General features: G+C 62.6%; 23 protein-coding genes. 4 read left to right on the forward strand and 19 right to left on the reverse strand.

Translation table 11 applies throughout. The features are described from left to right. The 14 genes from EH165_RS10185 to EH165_RS10250 all read right to left on the reverse strand — a co-directional run bounded on the left by EH165_RS10185 (position 1) and on the right by EH165_RS10250 (position 16,157). Positions 1–1,299, reverse strand: a complete 1,299-nt coding sequence (locus tag EH165_RS10185; RefSeq protein ID WP_124799360.1) for a glutamate-5-semialdehyde dehydrogenase — start codon at positions 1,297–1,299, stop codon at positions 1–3. Beyond that, positions 1,296–2,420, reverse strand: a complete 1,125-nt coding sequence (gene proB, locus EH165_RS10190) for a glutamate 5-kinase (protein ID WP_124799361.1) — start codon at positions 2,418–2,420, stop codon at positions 1,296–1,298. The genes EH165_RS10185 and proB overlap by 4 nt, the downstream gene beginning before the upstream one ends. A gap of 92 nt (positions 2,421–2,512) precedes the next feature. Next, positions 2,513–4,081, reverse strand: a complete 1,569-nt coding sequence (obgE, locus tag EH165_RS10195; RefSeq protein ID WP_124799362.1) for a GTPase ObgE — start codon at positions 4,079–4,081, stop codon at positions 2,513–2,515. 133 nt (positions 4,082–4,214) lie between these two features. Continuing rightward, the gene (rpmA, locus tag EH165_RS10200; RefSeq protein ID WP_124799363.1) at positions 4,215–4,499 is read right to left on the reverse strand and encodes a 50S ribosomal protein L27; all 285 of its coding nucleotides are present in this window, start codon (positions 4,497–4,499) and stop codon (positions 4,215–4,217) included. 15 nt (positions 4,500–4,514) lie between these two features. After that, entirely contained in the window at positions 4,515–4,826 is a 312-nt protein-coding gene (gene rplU, locus EH165_RS10205) for a 50S ribosomal protein L21 (protein ID WP_124799364.1), read from the reverse strand. A gap of 279 nt (positions 4,827–5,105) precedes the next feature. Then, positions 5,106–8,279, reverse strand: a complete 3,174-nt coding sequence (locus EH165_RS10210; protein ID WP_124799365.1) for an Rne/Rng family ribonuclease — start codon at positions 8,277–8,279, stop codon at positions 5,106–5,108. Beyond that, the gene (locus tag EH165_RS10215) at positions 8,276–8,902 is read right to left on the reverse strand and encodes a translation initiation factor IF-2 N-terminal domain-containing protein (protein ID WP_124799366.1); all 627 of its coding nucleotides are present in this window, start codon (positions 8,900–8,902) and stop codon (positions 8,276–8,278) included. The genes EH165_RS10210 and EH165_RS10215 overlap by 4 nt, the downstream gene beginning before the upstream one ends. A 310-nt stretch (positions 8,903–9,212) precedes the next feature. Beyond that, positions 9,213–9,734 (reverse strand): TspO/MBR family protein, encoded by a 522-nt coding sequence (locus tag EH165_RS10220; RefSeq protein WP_124799367.1) that lies wholly within the window; start codon positions 9,732–9,734, stop codon positions 9,213–9,215. 26 nt (positions 9,735–9,760) lie between these two features. After that, positions 9,761–10,351 (reverse strand): GNAT family N-acetyltransferase, encoded by a 591-nt coding sequence (locus tag EH165_RS10225; protein WP_124799368.1) that lies wholly within the window; start codon positions 10,349–10,351, stop codon positions 9,761–9,763. Then, complete coding sequence (gene ndk / locus EH165_RS10230) at positions 10,348–10,767, reverse strand: nucleoside-diphosphate kinase (protein WP_124799369.1); 420 nt, start codon at positions 10,765–10,767, stop codon at positions 10,348–10,350. Before ndk ends, EH165_RS10225 begins: the two co-directional genes overlap by 4 nt. 112 nt (positions 10,768–10,879) lie before the next feature. Next, the gene (locus EH165_RS10235) at positions 10,880–11,341 is read right to left on the reverse strand and encodes a DUF4233 domain-containing protein (RefSeq protein ID WP_164479191.1); all 462 of its coding nucleotides are present in this window, start codon (positions 11,339–11,341) and stop codon (positions 10,880–10,882) included. A gap of 131 nt (positions 11,342–11,472) precedes the next feature. Further along, positions 11,473–13,101 carry a bifunctional folylpolyglutamate synthase/dihydrofolate synthase gene (locus EH165_RS10240; RefSeq protein ID WP_124799371.1) on the reverse strand — a complete coding sequence of 543 codons (1,629 nt, stop codon included), beginning with the start codon at positions 13,099–13,101 and terminating at the stop codon, positions 11,473–11,475. Continuing rightward, positions 13,098–15,839 carry a valine--tRNA ligase gene (locus tag EH165_RS10245; RefSeq protein ID WP_124799372.1) on the reverse strand — a complete coding sequence of 914 codons (2,742 nt, stop codon included), beginning with the start codon at positions 15,837–15,839 and terminating at the stop codon, positions 13,098–13,100. Before EH165_RS10245 ends, EH165_RS10240 begins: the two co-directional genes overlap by 4 nt. 114 nt (positions 15,840–15,953) lie before the next feature. Then, complete coding sequence (locus EH165_RS10250) at positions 15,954–16,157, reverse strand: hypothetical protein (protein WP_124799373.1); 204 nt, start codon at positions 16,155–16,157, stop codon at positions 15,954–15,956. Positions 16,158–16,249: 92 nt separating this feature from the next. Between EH165_RS10250 and EH165_RS10255 the strand changes: the two genes are divergently transcribed. Then, positions 16,250–17,185, forward strand: a complete 936-nt coding sequence (locus EH165_RS10255) for a nicotinate-nucleotide--dimethylbenzimidazole phosphoribosyltransferase (RefSeq protein ID WP_124799374.1) — start codon at positions 16,250–16,252, stop codon at positions 17,183–17,185. 40 nt (positions 17,186–17,225) lie between these two features. Here EH165_RS10255 and EH165_RS10260 read toward each other — a convergent pair whose 3' ends face one another. Both EH165_RS10260 and EH165_RS10265 read right to left on the reverse strand, forming a co-directional pair. Next, positions 17,226–17,891: a uracil-DNA glycosylase gene (locus EH165_RS10260; protein ID WP_239020526.1), complete on the reverse strand. Its 666-nt coding sequence runs from the start codon at positions 17,889–17,891 to the stop codon at positions 17,226–17,228. After that, complete coding sequence (locus EH165_RS10265; RefSeq protein ID WP_239020527.1) at positions 17,888–18,811, reverse strand: thiamine-phosphate kinase; 924 nt, start codon at positions 18,809–18,811, stop codon at positions 17,888–17,890. Before EH165_RS10265 ends, EH165_RS10260 begins: the two co-directional genes overlap by 4 nt. A gap of 58 nt (positions 18,812–18,869) precedes the next feature. Between EH165_RS10265 and EH165_RS16550 the strand changes: the two genes are divergently transcribed. The 3 genes from EH165_RS16550 to EH165_RS10275 all read left to right on the forward strand — a co-directional run bounded on the left by EH165_RS16550 (position 18,870) and on the right by EH165_RS10275 (position 19,999). Further along, on the forward strand, positions 18,870–18,998 hold the full coding sequence (locus EH165_RS16550; RefSeq protein WP_277870494.1) for a hypothetical protein: 129 nt from the start codon (positions 18,870–18,872) through the stop codon (positions 18,996–18,998). Positions 18,999–19,101: 103 nt separating this feature from the next. Beyond that, the gene (locus EH165_RS10270; RefSeq protein ID WP_124799376.1) at positions 19,102–19,335 is read left to right on the forward strand and encodes an Lrp/AsnC ligand binding domain-containing protein; all 234 of its coding nucleotides are present in this window, start codon (positions 19,102–19,104) and stop codon (positions 19,333–19,335) included. Between the two features lie 7 nt (positions 19,336–19,342). Further along, positions 19,343–19,999 carry a DUF3515 domain-containing protein gene (locus tag EH165_RS10275; protein ID WP_124799377.1) on the forward strand — a complete coding sequence of 219 codons (657 nt, stop codon included), beginning with the start codon at positions 19,343–19,345 and terminating at the stop codon, positions 19,997–19,999. On the opposite strand, the gene EH165_RS10280 is transcribed toward EH165_RS10275, so the two are convergent. From EH165_RS10280 to EH165_RS10290, 3 genes are read right to left on the reverse strand one after another with little or no spacing between them, the layout of a single operon-like run. Next, positions 20,000–21,103: a D-alanine--D-alanine ligase family protein gene (locus tag EH165_RS10280; protein WP_277870495.1), complete on the reverse strand. Its 1,104-nt coding sequence runs from the start codon at positions 21,101–21,103 to the stop codon at positions 20,000–20,002. A 38-nt stretch (positions 21,104–21,141) separates the two neighbouring features. Beyond that, positions 21,142–22,140, reverse strand: coding sequence for an NAD(P)H-dependent glycerol-3-phosphate dehydrogenase (locus EH165_RS10285; protein ID WP_124800451.1), 999 nt, complete (start codon positions 22,138–22,140; stop codon positions 21,142–21,144). A gap of 11 nt (positions 22,141–22,151) precedes the next feature. After that, a complete protein-coding gene (locus EH165_RS10290; RefSeq protein ID WP_206425908.1) occupies positions 22,152–22,940 on the reverse strand; it encodes a lysophospholipid acyltransferase family protein in 789 nt (262 codons plus the stop codon). Between the last annotated feature and the right edge of the window lie 128 nt (positions 22,941–23,068).

A 23,068-nucleotide genomic window follows, 5' to 3' on the forward strand; every position in this document is an offset into this window, starting at 1 on the left:
TCATGAAACCGGCCGAATCTGCCCGGTTCCGATGACGATGTACTTAGTAGAGGTGAGTTCGGCCAGACCCATTGGTCCGCGCGCATGCAGCTTTTGGGTGGAGATTCCCATCTCGGCACCGAACCCGAACTGGCCGCCGTCCGTGAAACCCGTTGATGCATTGACCATGACAGCTGCGGCGTCGACCCTGCGCGTGAACTCATTGGCAGATGCCAGGTCCGACGTCACGATTGCTTCGGTGTGGCCGGTCGAGTGCGCTGCAATATGGGCCAGCGCTGCTTCGAAGTTGTCGACCACGGCTGCGGCGATATCCATTGAAAGGTACTCAGCGTCGAAGTCAGCCTCGGTCGCGGGTACGGTACCACCGATGAGCGCCGACACTCTTGCATCGGCGTGGACTGTGACACCTGCTTCTTGGAGTGCCCCCACCAAGGCGGGAACTGCAACATCAGCGATATCGGCGTGGATCAACAGGGTCTCGGCGGCGTTGCACACACTGGGGCGACGGGTCTTCGAATTGAGCACGATGTTGCGCGCCATCTCAAGATCTGCGGAGGCATCAACGAAGACGTGCACATTCCCCACGCCGGTCTCGATTACAGGAACGGTTGAGCCGTCCACCACCGCTTTGATCAGACCTGCGCCGCCGCGCGGGATAATCACGTCCACTAATCCGCGCGCGGTCATCAGGTGTTTCACCGAATCCCGATCGGTGCCAGGCACCAATTGCACCGCGTCAGCTGGCAGTCCTGATTCCACAGCAGCCGCGGACAGAATGCCTACGAGGGCGCGATTCGAGGCATACGCAGAAGCAGAACCGCGCAGCAGAACGGCATTTGACGATTTTAGCGCGATCCCCGCGGCATCAACCGTGACGTTGGGGCGCGCTTCGTAAATGATTGCCACCACCCCGAGGGGAACCCTGACCTGTTGCAAGTGCAACCCGTTGGGCAGCACCGAACCCCGAACGGCGACACCCACCGGATCAGGAAGGGCGATAAGTTCTTCGAGCCCGAGCGCCATCGCTTCCACGCGCAGTGGGTCAAGGCGCAGCCTGTCGATGAGCGCGTCACTGACGCCCGCGCTCGCGGCGGCTGCGACATCCTCAGCGTTGGCAGACATAATTGCGGCCGATTGTTTGCGGATTGCGTTCGCCATCCCCTGCAACGCAGCATCTTTCGCAGCGCTAGACAACACAGCGAGGTGCGGAGCAACCGCCTTCGCCCTGGCTGCTACCGCCAGGACTTCCTCCCGAGTTACCTCGACAGTCCGGTTGGCCTGAGTTCGCATCGTCGTCATATCGCCACCACATCGTCGGCGTGCACCACTTCGTGCCGCTGCTCCACCGGCAGATCTGCCAGCGTCCGGCCAATCATGGCCACTAACTCGCACGCGTCGTGTCCCACGAAACCGCGCGCAACGATCGCTCCAGCGGGGTCCAGCAGGTCCACCACATCGCCGGCTTCGAAATCACCGGCATGTCCGGTGATGCCGGCTGGCAGGAGGGACTTACGCCGGCCGATCACCGCCGCGACAGCACCCGCATCGAGAGAAATGGTTCCGGCCGAGGTAGCGGCGTGACGCAGCCAAAAAAGCCGAGCGTTGGTGCGCCGTGGCGCTGACTCAAACGCGGTTCCCACAACCGGACCGGCAGATTCAGTGGACAACGCCAGGGCCGCATCGGAGGCCGATGCCAACAGCACCGGGATCCCTGCGCCGGTAGCGGTGGTGGCCGCCGTCAGTTTGGAGGCCATCCCGCCGGTGCCGACATCGCTTCCGGCTGCCCCGATGTCGATACCCTCTAAGTCGGTGGCGGTCTGGACCGTTGATACCTTCAGCGACCCCGGCAGGCGAGGATCACCTGTGTAAAGCCCGTCGACGTCCGACAACAACACCAGCGCGTCGGCGCCGACCAGGTGCGCGACCAGCGCCGCAAGCTTGTCGTTGTCGCCGAACCGGATCTCCTGGGTGGCCACGGTGTCGTTTTCGTTGACGACGGGCACAACCCCGAACTGCAGCAACTTGCTCATAGTGCGCTGAGCATTGCGATAGTGCGAGCGGCGAACCACATCATCGGTGGTCAACAGCACTTGACCGACCGTCAAACCAAACCGACTGAAAGAACCCGCATACTGCTCGATCAGCAGCAGCTGCCCTACCGAGGCTGACGCTTGCTGGGTGGCAAGGTCTTTCGGCCTGCGCCGAAGCCCGAGTGGCGCGAGACCAGCGGCGATAGCACCGGAGGACACCAACACGACGTGGGAGCCAGCCAGTTGGCGGGCCGCCAGCGCGTCTACCAGTCCATCGAGTCGTGCGCGGTCCAACCCTCCCGCTGACGTGGTGAGCGAGGACGATCCAACTTTGACGACAATGACCTTGGCCGCAGCTACGGCGCGGCGGGCCAAGTTCGGCCCGGCCACAGTAGCGATAGCGGCTTCGGGGCAGCAGAAAGCCGCGTCGCGGCGACCTTCTCGTCCCCAGCTGCGACCGGCGCTACCGATGACGACACGGCTCAGCGACCACCCTCGACGAAGTCACCCGATGCGTCCGCCACGTGCTCTGCGTCTGCCTGCCCGGGGCCACTTTCTGGATGCATGCCCTGCTCGAGTTCGGACCGCAACCGGTCGAGGTCAAGGTCATCAAACTCATGGCCTTCCACGTCCAGACCGCGCCGTAATCTATGCAGCGCCTTGCGCTCGGTGGCACCAACCCGCAACGTCTGCTCGAGGCGAACATCGCCGCCGCGGCCAATCTGCATGACGTCGATTCCAGCCAGTGTTGTTGGCTCCCAATCGAACGTGACGGGACCGATGGTGACGGGCGCACCGGGCCGAGCACCCTTCTTCGCCAACTCGTGTTCCACCCCAAGCCTGGCAAGGCGGTCGGCGAGGAAGCCGATAGCTTCGTCATTAGTGAAGTCGGTTTGCTTGATCCACCGTTCGGGCCTTGTCCCGATGACGATGAAGCCGCCGTCGATTTCCGGGTCTTCCTTCACAACGAATTGCGGTGCGTTGACAGCCTTGGGGCGCAACACGATTCGCTCGGCGGCGGCCTTCGGGCGTGCCTCCCGGTCAGCGCGAACCACCTCGGCGAGAGCAAACGTGAGCTCTCGCAAACCTTCTCGGCTTGCCGTGGAAATTTCGAACACCTGGTATCCCGCAGCTTCGAGATCCGGTTTAACCAGATCGGCGAGCTCACGCGCCTCCGGCACATCCATCTTGTTGAGCACGACGACTCTGGGGCGATCTGCCAGGTCGGTGGCCAATGATGGTGTGTACTCACGGAGTTCGTGTTCCAGGGCCTCAATGTCGGACTGTGGATCGCGATCGCCTTCGAAGGTGGCGCAGTCGACAACGTGGACCAGCACCGAGCAGCGTTCGATATGGCGAAGGAAATCTAGGCCCAGGCCCTTACCCTGCGACGCACCGGGGATGAGACCCGGCACATCGGCAATGGTGAAGATCTCGCTGCCAGCGCTGACCACCCCCAGGTTGGGGCTCAAGGTGGTGAAAGGGTAGTCGGCAATTTTCGGCTTCGCGGCAGAAAGGACCGAAACCAACGATGATTTGCCTGCAGACGGGAACCCCACGAGACCAACGTCGGCCACCGACTTGAGTTCCAACGTGATGTCAACAACTTCACCGGTCTCGCCGAGCAGTGCGAAACCCGGCGCCTTGCGGGCCCGAGATGCCAGAGCGAAGTTACCGAGACCACCGCGACCACCCATGGCAGCCACGAAGCGCGTTCCGGCTCCCACCAGGTCGACCAGGATCTCGCCCTGCTCGTCCAGGATCACTGTGCCGTCGGGCACCCGAAGCTCCAAGTTTTCGCCCTGAGCACCGTCGCGGTTGTCACCCGCTCCCGGCTTACCGTTGCCGGCCCTCGCGTGTGGCCGGAAGTGAAAGTCGAGCAGAGTGTGCACATTTGGGTCCACGACGAGGGTGACGTTCCCACCGTTACCTCCATTGCCTCCATCAGGTCCACCGAGGGGCTTGAATTTCTCACGGTGCACGGAGGAACAACCGTGCCCGCCATCGCCGGCCTGCAGGTGCAGCACGGTGCGATCGATAAAGCGGGCCATCTGTGTTCTCCAAAGTCTGCTGATACTCATGAACTGCTGTACAAACCGACGAGGGGCGAGCCCGAAAATCCGGACTCGCCCCTCGCCTACGAAAATCTGAAATCAACGACTGCCTTGCGGCCATGCCGACGATTTAAGCGGAAACCGCTTCAGCTGCTGCTAAAACCGGAGCCACGACGATGTTGACCGTCTTACGACCGCGCTTCTTGCCGAACTCCACTGCGCCGGCGCTCAGCGCGAACAACGTGTCGTCCTTGCCGATTCCGACGAGCACGCCCGGGTGGAACTTGGTGCCGCGCTGGCGGACGAGGATCTCGCCGGCGCTGACAACCTGGCCGCCGAAACGCTTGACGCCCAACCGCTGTGCATTCGAATCGCGACCGTTCTTAGAACTGGACGCGCCCTTTTTATGTGCCATGTTATTCGCCTACCTTCAGCCGAGGGAGATGCCGGTGACCTTGACCTGGGTAAGCGGCTGGCGGTGGCCCTGTCGCTTGTGGTACCCGGTCTTGTTCTTGAACTTGTGGATGATGATCTTCGGTCCCTTGGTGTGGGCCACGAGCTCGGCGGAGACGCTGGCCTTGGCCAACTCTTCCGCTCCCACTGTGACGCTGTCACCATCGACGACCATGATGGCCGCAAGGTCGACGGCAGCACCGGGCGCACCTTCGAGCTTCTCGACCTCGATGATGTCTCCCTGAGCAACCTTGTACTGCTTGCCGCCGGTCTTAACGATCGCGTACATCGCGGACGCGCCTTCCTGCCTTGAGTTTCAATTACGTGGTGTCTACAGAGATTGCAGCTGATGCGACTCGTCATATCCCAGACGCACCCGCTACAGCTGAACCATGGCTTCTTCGTAAAAGAGGCCTTGGGCAACCCTTGGATCAGCGCGAAACGGCGTTCCGCGCCCATGGCCAACAACAAATGTCGGCCGACGATTCAGAATACGCGGCGACCGCCCTTGGAAGCAAACCGGCCAGAGCCCTGGGGCAGCGGACTGAACGATCGCCCCCAAAGGCTCTCACTCCTTGGGTGGCCCTGCAGGTCGAGAAGCCGCACGGCGGCGTCTCGGAGCTGCCGCTACTGGCTGTTCGGGCGAATCCCCCAGCGGCGTTACGACAACCTTTATGGGATCAGGACTGAGGTCGGCAACGACGGGCACAGACTCTGTAGCGGCTGGCGCCGATTCGGTTGCCGTGGCCGACTGACCCTCGCCCGCACTCTTACCCCGACCACCACGGCCACCCCGACCACCGCGGCGACGGCTGGTCTTTGCATCACCATCCGGCGCCTGCGCTGCTGCCGAAGATTCGACAGCACCTTCCGGTTCAGTGGCCGACTCCGCTGACTCCGCCTTTGCCAAGGGCTGGCTCGTTGCGGCTTGACTGGGCGAACTGTCGGACGTCGCCGGAAGAACGATGACAGCGCCTTCAGCACTCGGATTCGGCGCACCTGCCGGACGTCCCGCCGCCCTGCGGCGCCTGCGGCCCGCGGGAACGATTTCGGCTTCATCTGAAGCATCGACGGAGCGCTCACTACCACCCGCGTCCATCAAGGGGGTCTCTGCAGCGGCAACCGAAGCGGCGTCGTCCCCAGCGCCGGAAGAAGCAGCGTCCGAAGAGGCAGCCGCAGTTGCAGCCAGCTCCGACTTCACGAGAGCAGCCGCATCCTCGGCAGCGCGCCGCTCGGCGAAACTCGGCGGCTTCGGTCCACGTGGGTCGCGCTGCGGTGGCGTCACCTGCGGCAGCGATGCGGCAAAGGCTTCATCGGACTCTGCGGGTGCCGTCGGGTTCCGGTCCTGGTCACGGCTGCCGCCATCACGGCTGCGACGACGACCGCTGCGATCATTCCCGTTGCGATCCGATGACGATGACGATGACGATGACGACGACGACGAACCAGCGCCATTGCGATCGAACCCACCCTGGCGTTCCTGGACAAACTCCGGCATTCCGGCGTCGACGGGGACATCATGCAGCACGATGCCGCGTCCATGGCAATGCTCGCAGAGCTCGGAGAAGGCCTCCACCAGCCCGGTGCCCATTTTCTTGCGCGTCATCTGAACCAGACCTAAAGACGTTACTTCGGCTACCTGATGACGGGTCCGGTCGCGGCCCAGACATTCGGTCAACCGTCGCAACACCAAATCGCGGTTCGCTTCCAGCACCATATCGATGAAGTCGACAACGATGATGCCGCCGATATCGCGCAGACGCATCTGCCGAACAACCTCTTCGGCGGCTTCGAGGTTGTTCTTCGTCACGGTCTCTTCGAGGTTGCCCCCAGAACCGGTGTACTTGCCGGTGTTGACGTCGACGACCGTCATCGCCTCGGTGCGGTCGATAACGAGAGAGCCGCCAGAGGGTAGGTGCACCTTGCGTTCCAATGCTTTGGCGATTTGCTCATCCACCCGGTAAGCAGCGAAAACATCGGTGCGCCCCTCGAATCGGACCACCCGCTCGGCCAATTCTGGCGCCACCTGCTCCACGTAGCCGTGCAGCGACTCCCAGGCCTCGTCGCCGTCGATGACGAGCTTGGTGATATCGGAGTTGAACAAGTCGCGCACAACTTTGATCAGGGTGTCCGGCTCCGAATACAGCTGCTCCGGGGCATTGGACTTCAGGCCTGCCCGGCGCGAAATCTCGGTCCACTGGGCCTGAAGGCGCTCAACATCGCGCACCAGCTCTTCCTCGGAGACTCCCTCGGCGGCGGTCCGAATAATGACGCCCGCATCTTCGGGCACAATACGATCCAAAATGGCCTTCAAGCGCTTGCGCTCAACATCGGGCAGCTTGCGAGAGATGCCCGTCGCTCCCCCGTTCGGTACGTACACCAAGAAGCGCCCGGGGAGGGAGATTTGGCTCGTCAGACGCGAACCCTTGTGCCCCACCGGGTCTTTCGAGACCTGGACAAGAAGGGTGTCGCCCCCGGAGAAAGCGGTTTCAATCTTTCGGAACTTGCCAGCCAACCCTGCGGCGTCCCAGTTGACCTCACCCGCGTACAGCACGGCATTACGACCACGGCCAATATCGACGAAGGCAGCTTCCATCGAGGGCAGCACGTTTTGAACGCGGCCCAGGTAGATGCTGCCGATCATCGACGCTGAACCGGCTTTGGAGACAAAATGCTCGACGAGCACACCGTCCTCAAGCAGGGCGACCTGCGCTAAGTCCCCGCGCTGGCGAACTGCCATCACACGCTCAACAGACTCACGACGCGCGAGAAACTCCGCCTCCGTGAGGATTTGCGGACGCCTACGCGTCTGCAGCGAATCACGCCTGCGTTGCCGCTTTGCTTCGAGGCGGGTTGATCCGCGCACACCCTGCACTTGGGACTCAGCGGATTTGACCTCGCGGACATGAACCACCGTGTCGGCTGGATCGTCGCCAGTCCGGCTGGCATCATCTGCGCCGCGTGCGCGGCGACGACGACGACGCCGGGAGGTGTTGCCGCCTTCGGCATCATCATCCTCCGAGTCCCGTACCGCGGCGTCACCAGGATTTACTGCACCACCCTCAGGAAGGTCTGATTCATTGTCTAAGGAGGCACCTGATTCGCCTTCGACGTCGTTTTCGGTTGCTTCCAACTCACGGTCGAAGCTGCGGCCGCGGCCACGGCGTCCCCGGCGGCGCCGGCGGCGGCTTTCGTCAGAAGACTCGTCGGCGTCACCCTCGTGCGCACCCGAGCCCTCAGGTGATTTCCGTGCCGAGACGGCAGCATCGACGATGCTGTCGAGGTCCACTAGCTTCGGTGATGCAGTGCCTGCTTCGCTTGCTTCGGCCGCCTGTTCGCTGGCCGTTGAAGAAGCGTCTTCGGCGGCCTTACCGCGGCGACGACGAGGGGGTCTCGGGGTCTCATCCGGCGCGAGGAAAAGCGGGGCCGCGGAGAAGGAGCCAGCGACGTTGCCACCCGCTGGGTTTACGGCGCCGGAGTCGCTGAAGACAAAGGCCGTATCGACAGGAGTATTTTCAGCGGCCACATCTGCAAAGCCCAGCAGCGCTGTGAGTACGGCCTGGGCAGGTTCGAGGGCAATTACTGAGGCCGCTGACTTCGCAGTGACGCCCTGGTCAGCCAGCGCGGCAATGATCGCTTTGGTGCTGACCCCCGCGCGTTTGGCCAGCTGATGGACCCGTGAGCGCGGCGGCAGGTCAGCAAGAGCGGTATCGAGTGCTGGGTTGGGCACTGGAGCGCTCACGGCCTGAGCCTTGGGCGCGCGGGCTGTTCTTGGCGCGCGCTCGCGGGGGCTGCGGATAGCACCGGCTCTACGAATACCAAGGGAAACGCCGGAGGCGCGGCAGCAGCAGCAAATTCTGGCACCTGCTCGGAAGGCAGGGCTAACTCAGCGTCCGAGCTAGCAGCCTGCACTGGACGTCTTCGACCACGGGTCCGCTTCGGCGCCCCGGCTTCGGATTCTGACTCGAGAGCGGCGGGTACTTCCGGCTCAGCTACGAGTTCCGGGACGTCTGCGGCGGGGGCCCCCGCTGCTTCCGGTCCCCTCCTCGACCTTCTCGGGGCCGTCTTGCGCGCGGCTGGCTGGGCATCAGAACCCTGGGCATCAGCGGCACTGCTGGCTGCGGGCAGAGTCTGCGCCGCTGCCGGGTCGGTCAGAATCGCGGTGAGGACGCTACGCGCTTGCGCCTGGTCAACGGAGGACTGCGACGATTTCGCAACGACGCCAGCATCGGCAAGCGCGCTAAGAACCTGCTTGGAACTCAGGCCAGCACGTTTGGCCAGCTCGTGGACACGCTGTTTGCCGGGCAGGTCGCTCAGTAATTCGGCGAGTGCAGCGGCGGAGAGATAAGAAACGGGTACGGACATGCGGTGGTATCCCCTCCCAGGGACCCCGGGCGCGTGGTGAACGCGTCCGCTCGGGGACCTGTGGATTAGCTAAAGTCCGCGCTGCAAGCAACGCAGGAAGTCTGTGAGTGGTAGCGACCGATCTCGGCTTCCTCGCGCGGTGACGGTGTGTCACGCACCTTCTTATTCGCGGGAGGCAAAAACCTGACCAGGCCCAGATGACAAACGAAACACCTTTATGGCGCTGAGTTGGTCAACCGAATTCAGTATTCCACACCGCATCAGGCAGACCGCCCGGAGTGCTTTGTAGTGGCGCGTCCTCGCCCGATGGTTACAGACCAGCCAAGTGGATGTGCTCATTGCGGCGGGCAATTCCCACGCTCAGCGCTGTCGCGAACGCGCACCAGGCAGGGTACGGCGCCAACACCCGTCCAGCGCTGGGTTTTGCCGCTCCCACACGTCGTACCAAATCTGCCGAACTTACCGTGAGGACGGCACACTCCGCCGCGGCCAACCATGGTCGGTGGACCCTGAAAAATAACCAGCTCCATGCGGTATTCAAGCCCAGGTTCACCGCGAACGCGGTGACCAACTGTTGCCGCTCCCGCGTTTTGTCCGCTGCTGCTAACTCATCGAGTGCCACGGCCGTCGCTCCTGCAATGTCTGCATACAGCGGCGTCCACACCAGTGGAAATGCTAGCGGCGGCGGCTGCCATTCCGGTTTGCGGAGCCCACGATAGTAGGCCGAGTCAGGATCGGTGGCGAGTGACCCGATAGCCGCGCACCCCACCACCGCCACGCCGGTCGCCAACAATGTTCGGAGCCGAGTACCACGTCGCGTTGTCGAAGCCATGACGGCCAACCTACTCGCGCGCACGGTCAGGGGCCGACGGAGCGCCAATAGAAGATCTCTTCGCGGGAATCGGTCGGACTGAGTCGAATCGAGTCGGGCAGTCGCCCATATTCGGTGAAACCTATTCCTTCGTAAAACTTCTCGAGCCCTCGCCCACCTCGCACGGACAGCGTCAGTGTGTCAATACCGAGTTCGCTCGCATACTTATCAACTTCGCCGAGAAGTGCCCTACCGAGTCCTCGTCCTTGATGGTCGGGGTCGACTATCACGGTCCGGACCTCCGCGCGATGACTGTGCAGCGCGATCGTGGCCGGCACGAGAAAGGCACAGGCGATGAGCTGGTCCTTCGCGATGTCGGTGTGCTGCGTGAACACCAGAGCCTTCCGCTTGCCGGCCCGGATCTCGTCTACGGCGGCGGCTGCTGCTGGCGCGATCTCTTGCCGCGTGGCTGTGGGCAGGTAGCCGACGCTGCCGCCTGCCTGAGACACTCTGTGCCACAGGGTCAACAACGCTGCGGCAAAGAAGTTGTCGGAGGCGAGAGCGGTGTTGCGGTCACCGTCGGCCGCGCCGGGCTGGCCTGGACCAACCCGGCGGACGACGAAATTGTTTTCTCTCACAGGTTCGGGAACCACAGACCGATCTCGCGGGCAGCCGACTCTGCTGAATCCGAGCCGTGCACGATGTTGAATTGGACCTCGAGCGCGAAATCGCCGCGGATCGTCCCGGGGGCGGCCTTCTCGACGGGGTCGGTCCCACCAGCAAGCTGACGGAAAGCTGCGATCGCACGGGGTCCTTCGATCACCAGCGCGACCAGCGGTCCACCGGTGATGAAATCGACGAGGCTGCCGTAGAACGGACGTTCAGCGTGCTCCGCGTAGTGCTCTTTCGCCACCGCAACAGTTGTCAACCGGTGCTCCATCGCCACCAGGGCCAGACCCTTGCGCTCGATGCGAGCGATTACCTCCCCTACAAATCCACGGGCGACCCCATCGGGCTTGATCAGTACCAGACTGCGTTCGGTGGCTTCAGACACGCGCAAAACTCCTTTGTTGGGCCGTTCATTTGTTCACTGATCAGTCACATCAATCTATAAAGCGGACGCACCGCAGGGCCAATCCAACCCCGGAAGACAGGATGTGGCCTGTTCAATTCTTCTCAGCTAACGAGGCACTGCCGGCACCTTCGCCATCCTCGCCATGCTGGTCGGCTGCGGCCGCCGCTTCTGCTGCGTCGCGGATCTGGGATGGCAGCACGCCGTCGGCCAACCGCTGCCGGTACTCGTTGCGGAAATAAATCAAAGTCCACCACGCCACCCCAAAGATGATGCCCATAATGCCGAGCGCGGGGTAGATGAACCAACACGCGATGTGCACCACCTGCAAAGCGACAATCACCTTCAGCATCCACGGCTTGCTCACGAAGGCGCACGCCCCCACCATCGCGGCGGCCAGTAACAGTAAGGCCGCGATCTCCCAGAAAGCCAGCGGGTGGTCAGTGGACGCAACAGGCAGACCCAATAAAACGGTGATTGCCTGCAGAATGAGCGCCCCGGACATCACTCCGCGAAAACCACGCTCCGGATCAGCTTTTCGACTGCTTGGAGGCATCAACGTCGCCGGGACATTCAGTACCATGGGATCGAGATTGACGGGTTCGGTGCGTGCGGGGCTTCCCGGTTTTTGTTTCCGTCCGTTATCTGGTGATCGATCGCCTTGAGATTGGTTACCGCGAGATTGAGTCACTGGATCTGCCTTCCTGCCAGAGCCCTGGCATCGCCAGCGGATACCACTGAGCCTGTGACGACAATGCCGCTCCCCGAGTCCGCGTTAGCGGCCTCGCTATCAGCTGAATCGGCGTTCGCTGAATCTGCCTGGTCTGTTCCCGCCAGTTCGGTTGCGAGCGCGAGAGCTGCCCGCATATGTCGCGCCGTGTGCACCCGTTCCTCACCGAAGATCTCGACGGCCAATGCTGCCAAGTCGTCAAGGTTCATCGTTCTGGGAGAGGAGTTGGTCGTCACGACGACCGCGTCAAAGGAATCGACTAGCGCGGTCAGGATGCCACGTGCATCCTTGTCGCCCATGATGGCAATGACGCCAACCAGTCGGCTGAACGAGAACTCTTCCGTCAGCGCAACGGCGAGAGCTTTTGCGCCGTGCGGATTATGGGCGGCGTCTATCAGAATGGTCGGTTGACTGCCGATGCGTTCGAGCCTGCCCGGCGAGGCAACTGCGGCAAACCCGTCTTGGATAGCGCCTAGGTCCAGCGCCTTTCCCGGGCCCGCGCCGAAGAATGCTTCGACCGCGGCGAGTGCTACCGCGGCGTTGTGCGCCTGATACGTGCCGTGTAGCGGCAGGAAAATATCCTCGTACGTACCGCCCAGGCCCTGAAGGGTGAGGCGCTGGCCGCCGACCGCGACATCCCGGTGCAGTACTGAGAACTCACTGCCGTACCGTGCGACGGTCGCATCCATAGCAACGGCCCTGGCAATAATGACGTCCATGGCCGCAGACTCTTGCTCGGCGATGATCACGGTGGCGCCCACCTTGATGATGCCCGCCTTCTCGCCAGCGATTGCCGTGATGGTGTCGCCAAGGTAGTGCATGTGGTCCATGCCGACAGGCGCAATGACGGCAACGTGCGCGTCAACGACATTTGTCGAATCCCAGGTGCCACCAAGGCCGACTTCCACGACAGCAACCTCTACCGGCGCATCGGCAAAAGCCGCGTAAGCCATAGCGGTGAGGATCTCAAACTTCGACAGCGCCACCCCACCCTCGCGCAGGCTCTCCGCGTCCACGAGGTCGATAAACGGGGAAATATCGGCAAAGGTTCTGACGTAGTCGTCCTCGCTGATCGGTAGCGCATCGAGACTGATGCGTTCAGTCACCGACTGCAGGTGCGGCGACGTGAAACGGCCGGTGCGCAATCCGATCCGACTGATCAAGGCATCGATCATCCTTGCCGTCGAGGTCTTGCCATTGGTACCTGCCACCTGAATCACGGGGTAGCTGGTTTCAGGTGACCCAAGCACCTGGAGCAGTCGCGAAATCCGGTGCAGGCTCGGTTCGATCTTGGTCTCGGGCCACCGCAGGTTCAGGATGTCTTCGACTGCATCAAGGTCAAGGTTCTGATCCGAGTGCGCAAGCAGGTCCTCTTGATCATCCAGATCGGCTGTAGCTGAGGCGATCTCACCGGTGGGGTCGGGTTCCACGATCTCTTCGCGTGTTGGAACCGGACCACGCTCACCCAGCGCGGCCCGCACCTGCTCCTCGACTTCGCCGTGCAGATTGAAGAAATCCTCGGCGCTGTTATCCGGCTCGCCGTCATCAAAGCTTTCCGGCTCGTATTCCCGCTCGTCGCGACTCATACTGTGCCACCGGCCATCTCTGCTAGCCGAGTACTGATCCGAGCAATGTCGGCCGCGGCTCGATCGGCCCGACCTCGAATCTTGGCAACCACTGCTTCCGGTGCCTTATCGGTGAAGGCGGTATTCGACAGCTTCTTGTCGGTGTCCGCAATTTCTTTGTGTGCTGCGGCGAGATCCTTTTCCAACCGAGCCTTTTCAGCAACGAGATCGACGGTTCCGGAGGTGTCGATGTCCACCGTGACGAGCTGACCGGTGACGCCGACCACCACCTGCACACTGATCGAGGGCATGAAATCCTCGTCCGGTGCGGTGAGTCGCGCAACTGACCGGAGCACCGGCTCCAAGCTGAGTAAGTCCGCCGAATCGAGTCCGGTGAGCGCAGCGGGCACCTTCGCCGACGGCTTGATACCTTGATCGCTGCGGAAGCGGCGCACTTCGGTGATCAGCTGTTGAGCCTTCTCTACCTTGTCGAGAAGCGCTTCGGCGCCCTGGCTTTCGCCCGGTTCTGTGATCGCCCCTTGCGGCCAGGCAGCGATCACAAGAGATTCCCCGCCCGTCAAACTCGTCCACAGCGTCTCAGTGACGAAGGGGATAAACGGGTGCAGTAATCGCAGCACCGTGTCCAAAGTGTGGCCAAGAACCTGCTGCGTACTTCGAACGGCCTTCTCGTCGCCCGAGTAGGTCGCCACCTTGGCAAATTCCAGGTACCAATCGCAGAACTCGTCCCAGACGAAGTGGTACAGGCCCTCGGCCGCCTTGCCGAACTGGAAGTCCGCCAACAGTGACGTTGTCGCCGCAACCGTTGAGTCCAAGCGCAGCAAAATCCACTGGTCCACGTCGCTAAGCTCGCTACGTTCCAGCGGCATATCGGGGACAACAGCCCCGCTCATCAAGGCAAACCTTGTGGCGTTAAACAGCTTCGAACAGAAGTTGCGCGAACCCGCGACCCACTCCGCACTTGTCGCTTGGTCAGCGCCGGGGTTCGAACTACGCGCAAGCGTGAAACGCACCGCGTCGGCGCCGTACGTCTCGATCCAATCCATTGGATTGACCACGTTGCCGCGCGACTTACTCATCTTGCGGCCCCGCTCATCGCGCACCATGCCATGCAGCGCAACAACTGTGAAGGGGGTGACGGACTTCCCTGTTTCATCCTTCATCGCGTACATCCCGAACATCATCATCCGTGCCACCCAAAAGAACAGGATGTCGTAACCGGTGACGAGAACCGACGTCGGGTAGAAAGCCTTGAGCGTGTCGGTATTTTCCGGCCATCCCATGGTGGAGAAAGGCCACAATCCCGAAGAGAACCAGGTATCGAGGACATCCGTGTCCTGCACCCACCCCTCGCCCGGCTTGGCATCGCCGGGTCCGAAGCACTCCACTTCACCGTCCGGCCCGTACCAAATCGGAATCCGGTGCCCCCACCACAGCTGGCGGGAAATGGTCCAGTCGTGCATATTGTCGACCCAGTCGAAGTACCGAGCGCCCAACTCCGGTGGGTGGATCGATGTTTCGCCGTCGCGGACAGCATCGGCGGCGGCTTTCGCCAAGGGGGCAACTTTGACGAACCATTGCAGCGATAGCCTCGGCTCGATGACGTCATCGGAGCGTGAGCAATGTCCAACGGAGTGGATGTAGGGCACCTTCTCGGCCACGATGCGGCCCTGCGTGCGGAGCTCTTCCTTGATGGCGCTGCGTGCGGAGAAGCGATCCATACCGTCAAAAGCGGTACCGGTCCCCAAGATTGCCGCGGCCTCGTCGAGCACTGTGATCTCAGCGAGCCCGTGACGGCGCCCGATCTCGAAGTCGTTGGGGTCGTGGGCCGGGGTTACCTTCACGGCGCCGGTACCGAAGGCCGGATCCACGTAGTCATCGCCCACGATGGGGATGTCGCGGCCCACGATGGGCAGCGTGAGAGTGCGGCCGATGAGGTGGGCATACCGTTCGTCATCCGGATGCACCGCGATACCGCTGTCGCCCAACATGGTCTCCACCCGCGTGGTCGCCACCACCAGCGAGAAGGGTTCGCCGTCGCCAGGTGTGGAGTCGTAGCGAATCGACACCAGCTCGCCAGAGTCCTCCGAATGTTCCACTTCGATATCCGAGAGCGCGGTGCGGCAGCCGGGACACCAGTTGGTGATGCGGTTGGCGCGATAGATCAGTCCATCATCGAAGAGCATCTTAAAAATGGTCTGCACTGAATCGCTCAGACCCTCGTCGAGGGTGAACCGCTCCCGACTCCAGTCCACCGAATCGCCCAGACGCTTCATCTGACCGAGGATCGCCCCTCCCGATTCGGCCTTCCAATCCCACACCTTCTGCACGAAAGCGGCGCGGCCCAGGTCGTGCCGGGTTGTGCCTTCTGCTGCCAGTTGCTTTTCGACCACGTTCTGGGTCGCGATACCGGCATGGTCCATCCCAGGAAGCCACAGCACTTCATCGCCGCTCATCCGGTGCCAGCGCGCCAGAATGTCCATCATGGTGTGATCAAGGGCGTGGCCAACATGCAGGTTGCCTGTGACGTTCGGCGGTGGCAGCACGATCGAGAAGGGCTTACGTTCTCCGGAGAGCACCCGCGCGGGGTCGGCGGTGAAATACCCGGCATCGAGCCAGCGCTGATACGTCGGGATCTCTACCGCAGCCGGATCGTACTGGGTGGGCAGGTCAGCCGGGCTCGCCGCCGGCGCGAAGTGGGAAGTTGCTGGGGTGGCATCGGGTAGAGCGTTGTCGGTCACGCTTCACACTTTAGTTGGCCGGACTTCGAGCCGCTTCCCCCTGCGCCGCGCGCACTCCTGCGCCCGCCGCCCCTTGCTTTGCCGCGCTGTTCCGCGCTGTTCCGCGCCGAGCGCCTAAGGCGTCAACGGCATCGGGCCGTAAAGAATCCCATGTTCGTTATGCAGGACCACGGCATCGATGCCTTGGGCAAGCAAATCGGGAAAGTGCTCGGAGAGCCAGTCTTCGGCCTCGGTCTGCGTCTCGAAGATGGTGGGGGTTTCAAGCTCGTCCTCAATCACCACACCGGCTTCGTCGACATAGTTCCACTGATAACCCACGGCTGGTCTCCTTTTCCCGTTTCCCTGTGATCATGCCTGTTGTTCACGGCGCGGTAGTCGCCGGTAGCGTTCAACAGAACTGAAGGAGCCCAATGTCGGAAGAGTCGCACGTCGAGTTCGGCGAAGTACTTGCAGTGGATCCGGCGCACGTGGCCGGTGCCCGCGAGTCGCGAATTGCCCGCGGATATGACGCAGACACGATCGGCCACCTGGGTCCGGTGCTCGATTGGCTGGCCGCTTGTCAAGGCCAACCCGAAATGGCGCCGCTGGCGCGGCCGCGGGTGGTGGCTTTTTCTAGTGAGGGCACCGAAACGACACTGCCGGCAAGCCTCATCTGCGCTGTAACGGTGAACACCGGAGTCGGAGTCCGGGTGGTTGGATCACCCGTTCCCATGGTTAAGGGCGGCATCGGTGTCGCTGACGCGCTCACGGAGCAGTCCTGTAACGAGGCTCTACACCGCGGCAAACACGCGGCGGATTCCGAAATAGACTCTGGCGCAGACCTTCTGATGCCCGTTCTTAGCGGCGCTGAACCCTCGGTCGCACTGAACGTGCTCGTGTGCGCACTCACCGGCATGGAACCCGTCGAAGCTATCGGGTTGAGCGAAGATCTGGACATTTCCTTATGGGTCGAGCAGGTCGGGGAGATCCGGGATGCACTGCGCCGCAGCCAACAAAGCGACGCCGGTGTCCTAAACGTGCGCGGTCTGCTCCGCATGGTTGGCGGCGCCGAACTTGCTGCACTGACAGGATTCATTACGCAGGCCGCGATCCGCCGGACGCCTGTGATCGTTGACGGTCTGGCCGGTTTTGTCGCGGCGGTGTTGGCCCATCGGCTCGCCCCGGGCGCGCAAGAATGGATGATGGCGGCGACCCCTTCGCGCAGTCGTGCGGGCCGCAGGCTCGCCGAGATGCTCGGCCTGAAAGCAGTTGTCGATCTCGGTACGGATTCAAGCGCCGGCGCCGGAGCGCTCCTGGCACTCCCGATGATTCTTGCCGCGGTGAACGCGGTGACAGATGCCTCCTAAGCCGGGTGGTGGTTGCACTCCGCCGCCCACCTCGCCCCCCTTAGAGTCGCCAGTCCACCGGATCGGCACCCATGCTTGCCAGCGCCGCGTTTGCGCGCGAAAAGGGTTTACTGCCAAAAAATCCGCGCGGGGCAGACAGCGGCGAGGGATGTGCGGAGGCGATATAGGGCACCGACCCGAGCATCGGAATGAGGGTCTGCGCATCCTTTCCCCACAGGATCGCCACCATCGGCGCCTGGCGCTGCACCAACGCCGCGATGGCCGCTGCGGTAATCGCCTCCCACCCACGTCCCCGGTGCGATGCGGGCTCCCCCGGCCGCACCGTCAGCACCCGATTCAATAGCAGCACCCCGGCCCGCGACCACGGCGTCAGATCACCGCTCAACGGCGCTGAAACACCCACGTCTGCAACGAGTTCGGTGTAAATATTCTTCAACGACCGCGGTACAGGCCGGACATCCGGCTCGACGGAAAACGACAAACCTACTGGGTGGCCCGGAGTTGGGTAGGGGTCCTGGCCCACGATGAGCACCTTGACCTCTGCGAACGGTTGCTCGAATGCACGCAGCACCTTCGAGGGCGCTGGCAGATAGGTGCGCCCCGACGCCACTTCGGCCCGAAGGAACTCCCCCATCAGTGCAAGCTCAGATGCCACCGGTTGCAGCGCGCTCGCCCATCCCGAGTCGAGCGTGCTGGGCAGCGTCACCGGTAGTGATCCCACCCTGCTGGGCCGTCAAACGGTGCGCCATCAACAGTGACGCCACTGCCCTGCGTGACGGTGCCGATCGCGGTGAAGCCCGGCGGCATCGCGCTCCCCGCGGGGAACGTTGCCACGAGAGCGTGGTCGTCGCCGCCGGTCAACAACCAGGTCATTGCGTCCTTGCCCAATGCGGACGCAACTTCGACGAGACGCGGGTGCAGATCCAGCGCGGCTGTCCGGATATTGATCGCTACGTGGGATGCGGCAGCGATATGCCCCACGTCGGCTAGTAGTCCGTCGGAGATGTCGATCATGGAGGTAGCGCCGAAGGACGCCGCGGTGATGCCAGCGACCAGCGGCGGCTGCGGTTCGCGGTAGGCGCTGACCATCACCATGGGAGAGCGAAAGCCTCGGGACAACACGGCGAGTCCGGCCGCTGCCCAGCCGAGACGCCCGGCCACCGCCAAGGTCTCGCCCGGCTTTGCCCCGGAGCGCAGGACCGGGTCCGCTCCCTGCAGGTCTCCCATGACGGTGACGGCAATGCTGAGCACATCGGATCGCGTCATATCACCCCCCACGATCCCGGCGCCGACTTGGGCCGCTACCTCATGCAAACCGCGCCCAATGCCTTCAATCAACTCTGCTGGGGTGTCCGCTGGCGCCGAGATTGCTATCACCATTGCGGTGGGCGCCGCACCCATCGCCGCTAAATCGGCCAAGGATGCCAGCGCTGCCCTTCGACCAATCTGTTCGCCGCTCGCCCAGTCGGTGCGAAAGTGCACACCGTTGACGAACATATCGACACTGACCACCACTCGACCATCGGGTGCACTAATAATGGCCGCGTCATCGCCCGGCCCGAGAATCGTGGACGCCGGCTGTTGACCGTGCGCTGTCACCGTGTCGATGAGATCAAATTCGCCCACCTCGGCCAACGTCCTTCGATCGCTGGATCGGCCTGACACAGTAGCTGGCGGGGTAGAAATGGGAACCTCCAAGTTGATGTTCGGCGATCTCGTTTCCGGCCCTAACCCGGGCTCGGGTGTGAAAACGCCCGCGCTCCTGATGGCGTTCGAGCTCGTCCTTCCATGGTGCCGCATGGAGTCCGCGTGATGCGGCAGGACCGCGGCGTGCCGGAACCGATAGGCTGCCAGACGGGGCGTTGCAGCACCCGCCCCCTTTCTCGTCCAGTGCTGATCGAATCAAAGGGGTCACCGTGGTCCAGGCTTTCATTCTCATCCAGACCGAAGTGGGGCAAGCCGCATCAGTTGCCTCGGCCATCGCCGCGATCCATGGCGTCACGAGCGCTGAAGACGTCACCGGCCCCTATGACGTGATCGTGCGTGCCGAAGCCGAAACGGTGGACGAGCTCGGCAAGTTGGTTGTTGCCAAGGTCCAAGGCGTCCCCGGAATCACCCGCACGTTGACGTGCCCCGTCGTACACCTCTGAGCTGCCCGTGTCTGAGCACGACCCGGTCTCAAAGATTTCTGGCACCGGCAGCTCTGGCGCTGAAAGCGCTGGTGCTGAAAGCGCTGGCGCTGAAAGCTCTGGTGCTGAAAGCGCTGGGCGAGCGGCCCGCCGATTGCGGTGGCAGATCTTTGCGGGCTTAACGGCGCTGCTGGTGGCCATCACCGCAATTGCGGTGCTCGCCAACCACTTCGGCTCGCTCCCCGCCGCCGACCCCAACGCCAAAGTGGCGGCAGGTGTCGTGGATCAGCCCGCGTCGAGCACTCCCGAATGCGCCGCTCTGGATGCTGCTTTGCCAGCAGAGATCGCAACGCTTACCAGGCGTGAGATGGCCGTCAACGAGCCCGGAGTCGCCGCATGGGGCGAACCGCCCGTCGTCATGCGGTGCGGTTTGGCCGATCCTCTCGAACTGACCTGCTCCTCTTCCCTGGAAGTTCTCAATGCGGTGGCGTGGTTCGCTCTCACCGATCCGGACTCCCGGTCCACCACCTTCATCGCAGTTGACAGGGCGGTACGGGTGGCGCTGACGGTCGATAACTCTCAGGGGGTTGGACCCGTGCAAGCGTTTTCCAACGTCTTGGCCAAAGTGCTGCCCGAGCGCGCCGTGTGCAACAAAGGTGTCCTCAATCCCACCGTCACACCGTAGTTAGCGCAAGCCCGTTCCGCGCGAGAGTGCCGTCTGGACAAGGTTTGTCAGCAGTTCTGAGTACGTCAAACCGCCGGCGAGCCACATCCGCGGAAACATCGAAATCGGCGTGAAGCCAGGCATGGTGTTGATCTCGTTTATCACCACCTCACCATCTAGCGTCACAAAGAAGTCCACCCGTGCCAGCCCCTGGCAATCCAGCGCTGCGAACGCACGCGCGGCGAGATCGCTCAGGCGCGCAGTGGTCTCAGGCGTCAGTGAAGCGGGGATGTCGAAGGTGGCCGCGTCATCGAGATACTTCGCAGTGAAGTCGTAAAAGCTAAAATCCGTCCCCAAGTGAATCTCCGCAGTAGGCGACGCCCGGACGGAGCCGTCCGGAAATTCCAAGACGCCGCACTCGATCTCGCGCCCTAGTACCGCCTTTTCGACCAGCACCTTCGGATCTGTCTGTCTGGCATGCGCGATCGCAGCTTCCAGATCCTCCCAGCAATCAACCCTGCTGACACCCAAGCTGGAGCCCGCACGCGCAGGTTTCACAAACGCTGGAAGTCCGATCAAGTCGCGCTCCGATTGGGTCAGGGTTTGCCGCTCGGGTCGCAACACCACCCAGTTACCCACGGGAAGACCTTCGGCGGCCAGCAGCTTCTTGGTGAACTCTTTATCCATGCCCGCAGCGCTCGCCAACACTCCGGCGCCCACGTAGGGCAATCCCGCCAATTCGATCAGACCCTGGATAGTGCCGTCCTCGCCAAAGGGGCCGTGCAGCACCGGGAAGATGACGTCGACGCTTTTGGGTGAGCCGGTGCCGGAATCACCTAGCAGGATCAGATCATTGGTCGTGGGATCCACGGACAGCGCTACGGGCGGCCCCGCGGGGACCTGCGGCAGCTTGCCATCGACAATCGCCAAGTTGATGTCCTGCGGTAGGTGCACCCAGGTACCAGAAGTCGTTATTCCCACAGGGATCACGTCAAAAATGGTTCGGTCCAAATGGCGCATCACCCCCGATGCAGAAACACACGAAATACCGTGTTCACCACTGCGACCGCCAAAAACGACGGCAACTCGGACCTTCTCCCCGCCCACCGGCGGCCGCATGCTCATGGGACATCAGCCTACGGTCGCCGGGGGGCGCGACGCGCTCACTCGGGCGTATGTCGGCGCTTCATCAAAGATCTGACCAGTTCGGCCGGGGGAAGTTGGTGGTAACACACCTCGAATACCGCGTCGGTGATGGGCATCGAGATTCCGTAAGTGGCCCCTAGCGCCCGCAGGCTCCGACACGACACCACCCCCTCGGCGACTTGCCCGCTTCCCGCTGCCTGCGCAGCTTCCAAGCCCATCCCCTGCGCCAACCGAACACCGAAAGTTCGATTCCGCGAGAGCGGCGACGAACAGGTGGCGACCAGATCCCCGATTCCGGCTAGGCCGGCAAACGTTGCCGCTTGCGCGCCCAAAGCAACGCCGAGCCGAGTGATCTCATCCAGACCACGGGTAATCAATGACGCCTGGGTGTTGCTCGCAAGCCCCAGACCCTCGGCCATTCCACAGGCAAGTGCAATGATGTTTTTCCCAGCGCCAGCGATCTCCGCGCCGATTACGTCGGTGATCGTATAGGGCCGAAAATAGTCGTTCGCGCTGGCTTGCTGAACAGCAATTGCTTGGTCGTGGTCAATGCACGCCACGACGGTGGCGGTGGCCTGGCCTTGCGCGATTTCCCGGGCCAGGTTGGGTCCACTCACCACTACGATGCGGACTGGGTCAATATGGCCGACGGTACGAATGACCTCACTCATTCGCAGGCCGGTGCCGATTTCCACGCCTTTTGCCAACGAGATGATGGGCACGCGCGTTGGCAGTAGGTCGCGCCAGACTCCGAGATTCTCCCGCAGACTTTGACTGGGTACTGCAAAAACCACCGCGTCGGCGCCGTTGACTGCGACCTCGACATCGCTCGTGGCGGTCAGGGTCGCTGGCAGCGAAATACCCTCCAGGTAGTCGTGGTTGACCTGGTCAGTATTGATATCCCGAACGACTTCCGAGCGGCGCGCCCACAGCCGAACATCACGGCCCGCATCAGCCAGCACTTTGGCGAAGGTGGTCCCCCACGAACCTGACCCAAGGACCGCGACCCGATTAATGGGCTTGGCGCTCACTGATGTGAATCCGACACACCCGGGTCCGCTAGCGGCCGCACGGGGGCCTTGGCTGCGGGCTTCGGCGGGCGCGGTGGCATAAAGAACCCAGCGGGCGCTGGCTCGGTTCGCAGTTCGGCAACCAAATCCTTCACCGCTCCCATGATGAGAAACGAGACATCCCTGATGGCCCTGCTGTCGATCGGTTTGCCCTGATACGCCGAAAGGTCAAGCGGTTCGCCAATTTTGACAGTGATGTCCTTGCGCGGGAAAGGTTTGAACTTGCCCTTCTTGATGTACGGGACAAACACGCGCTGCGTACCCCACGTGGCCATCGGAAGCACCGTGATGTCGCCCGACAGGGCCAACAGCGCAACCCCCGCCTTCGGCTTCATTGGCCAGAACTCGGGATCACGGGTGATAGTGCCCTCCGGATAAATCACCACCACCTTGCCCTGCTCCATCGACGCGATTGCTGCAGCCAGAACCTCTTGTCCCGCACCAACATTGCGCTCGACCGGAATCTGCTGGGTGCCGGTGAGCGCTTTGCCCACCACCGGAACCTTCCACAGCGAAGACTTCGCCATGAAGTGCGGCCAGCGGCCGGATTTGCGGACAAAGACGGCGTTGTAGACGGGATCCAGATGTGAAATGTGATTACCCACCAACAAAATTCCCCCCGGCCGCTGAAGTTGCTCACCGCCGAGAAAAATGCGTCGGCCCAGTATCGCCGTGACACAGTAGAAAATGGCTTTGCACACCCGAATCCAGGCGTTCATCCCCTCGTAATACGCACCTCGGACCACTATTACTCCTTCGTCACATTCGGGTTATCGGATGTCGTCGGCCTTCGACCTGGGACCCACCGTGCACCTCACCCTAGAGGCAGAGCGCGCGCACGCTGGGCTAGAGCGCGAGACCGAGAACGGACACC

Source organism: Nakamurella antarctica, from assembly GCF_003860405.1.
GTDB lineage: Bacteria > Actinomycetota > Actinomycetes > Mycobacteriales > Nakamurellaceae > Nakamurella > Nakamurella antarctica.

What these genes read in the sequence shown, in the direction of transcription:
- EH165_RS10185 (WP_124799360.1), bottom strand. Translation starts at nt 1,299, where the DNA reads ATGACGACGATGCGAACTCAGGCCAACCGGACTGTCGAGGTAACTCGG.
- obgE (WP_124799362.1), bottom strand. Translation starts at nt 4,081, where the DNA reads ATGGCCCGCTTTATCGATCGCACCGTGCTGCACCTGCAGGCCGGCGAT.
- rpmA (WP_124799363.1), bottom strand. Translation starts at nt 4,499, where the DNA reads ATGGCACATAAAAAGGGCGCGTCCAGTTCTAAGAACGGTCGCGATTCG.
- rplU (WP_124799364.1), bottom strand. Translation starts at nt 4,826, where the DNA reads ATGTACGCGATCGTTAAGACCGGCGGCAAGCAGTACAAGGTTGCTCAG.
- EH165_RS10215 (WP_124799366.1), bottom strand. Translation starts at nt 8,902, where the DNA reads ATGTCCGTACCCGTTTCTTATCTCTCCGCCGCTGCACTCGCCGAATTA.
- EH165_RS10220 (WP_124799367.1), bottom strand. Translation starts at nt 9,734, where the DNA reads ATGGCTTCGACAACGCGACGTGGTACTCGGCTCCGAACATTGTTGGCG.
- EH165_RS10235 (WP_164479191.1), bottom strand. Translation starts at nt 11,341, where the DNA reads ATGCCTCCAAGCAGTCGAAAAGCTGATCCGGAGCGTGGTTTTCGCGGA.
- EH165_RS10240 (WP_124799371.1), bottom strand. Translation starts at nt 13,101, where the DNA reads ATGAGTCGCGACGAGCGGGAATACGAGCCGGAAAGCTTTGATGACGGC.
- EH165_RS10255 (WP_124799374.1), top strand. Translation starts at nt 16,250, where the DNA reads ATGTCGGAAGAGTCGCACGTCGAGTTCGGCGAAGTACTTGCAGTGGAT.
- EH165_RS16550 (WP_277870494.1), top strand. Translation starts at nt 18,870, where the DNA reads ATGGGAACCTCCAAGTTGATGTTCGGCGATCTCGTTTCCGGCCCTAAC.
- EH165_RS10280 (WP_277870495.1), bottom strand. Translation starts at nt 21,103, where the DNA reads ATGAGCATGCGGCCGCCGGTGGGCGGGGAGAAGGTCCGAGTTGCCGTC.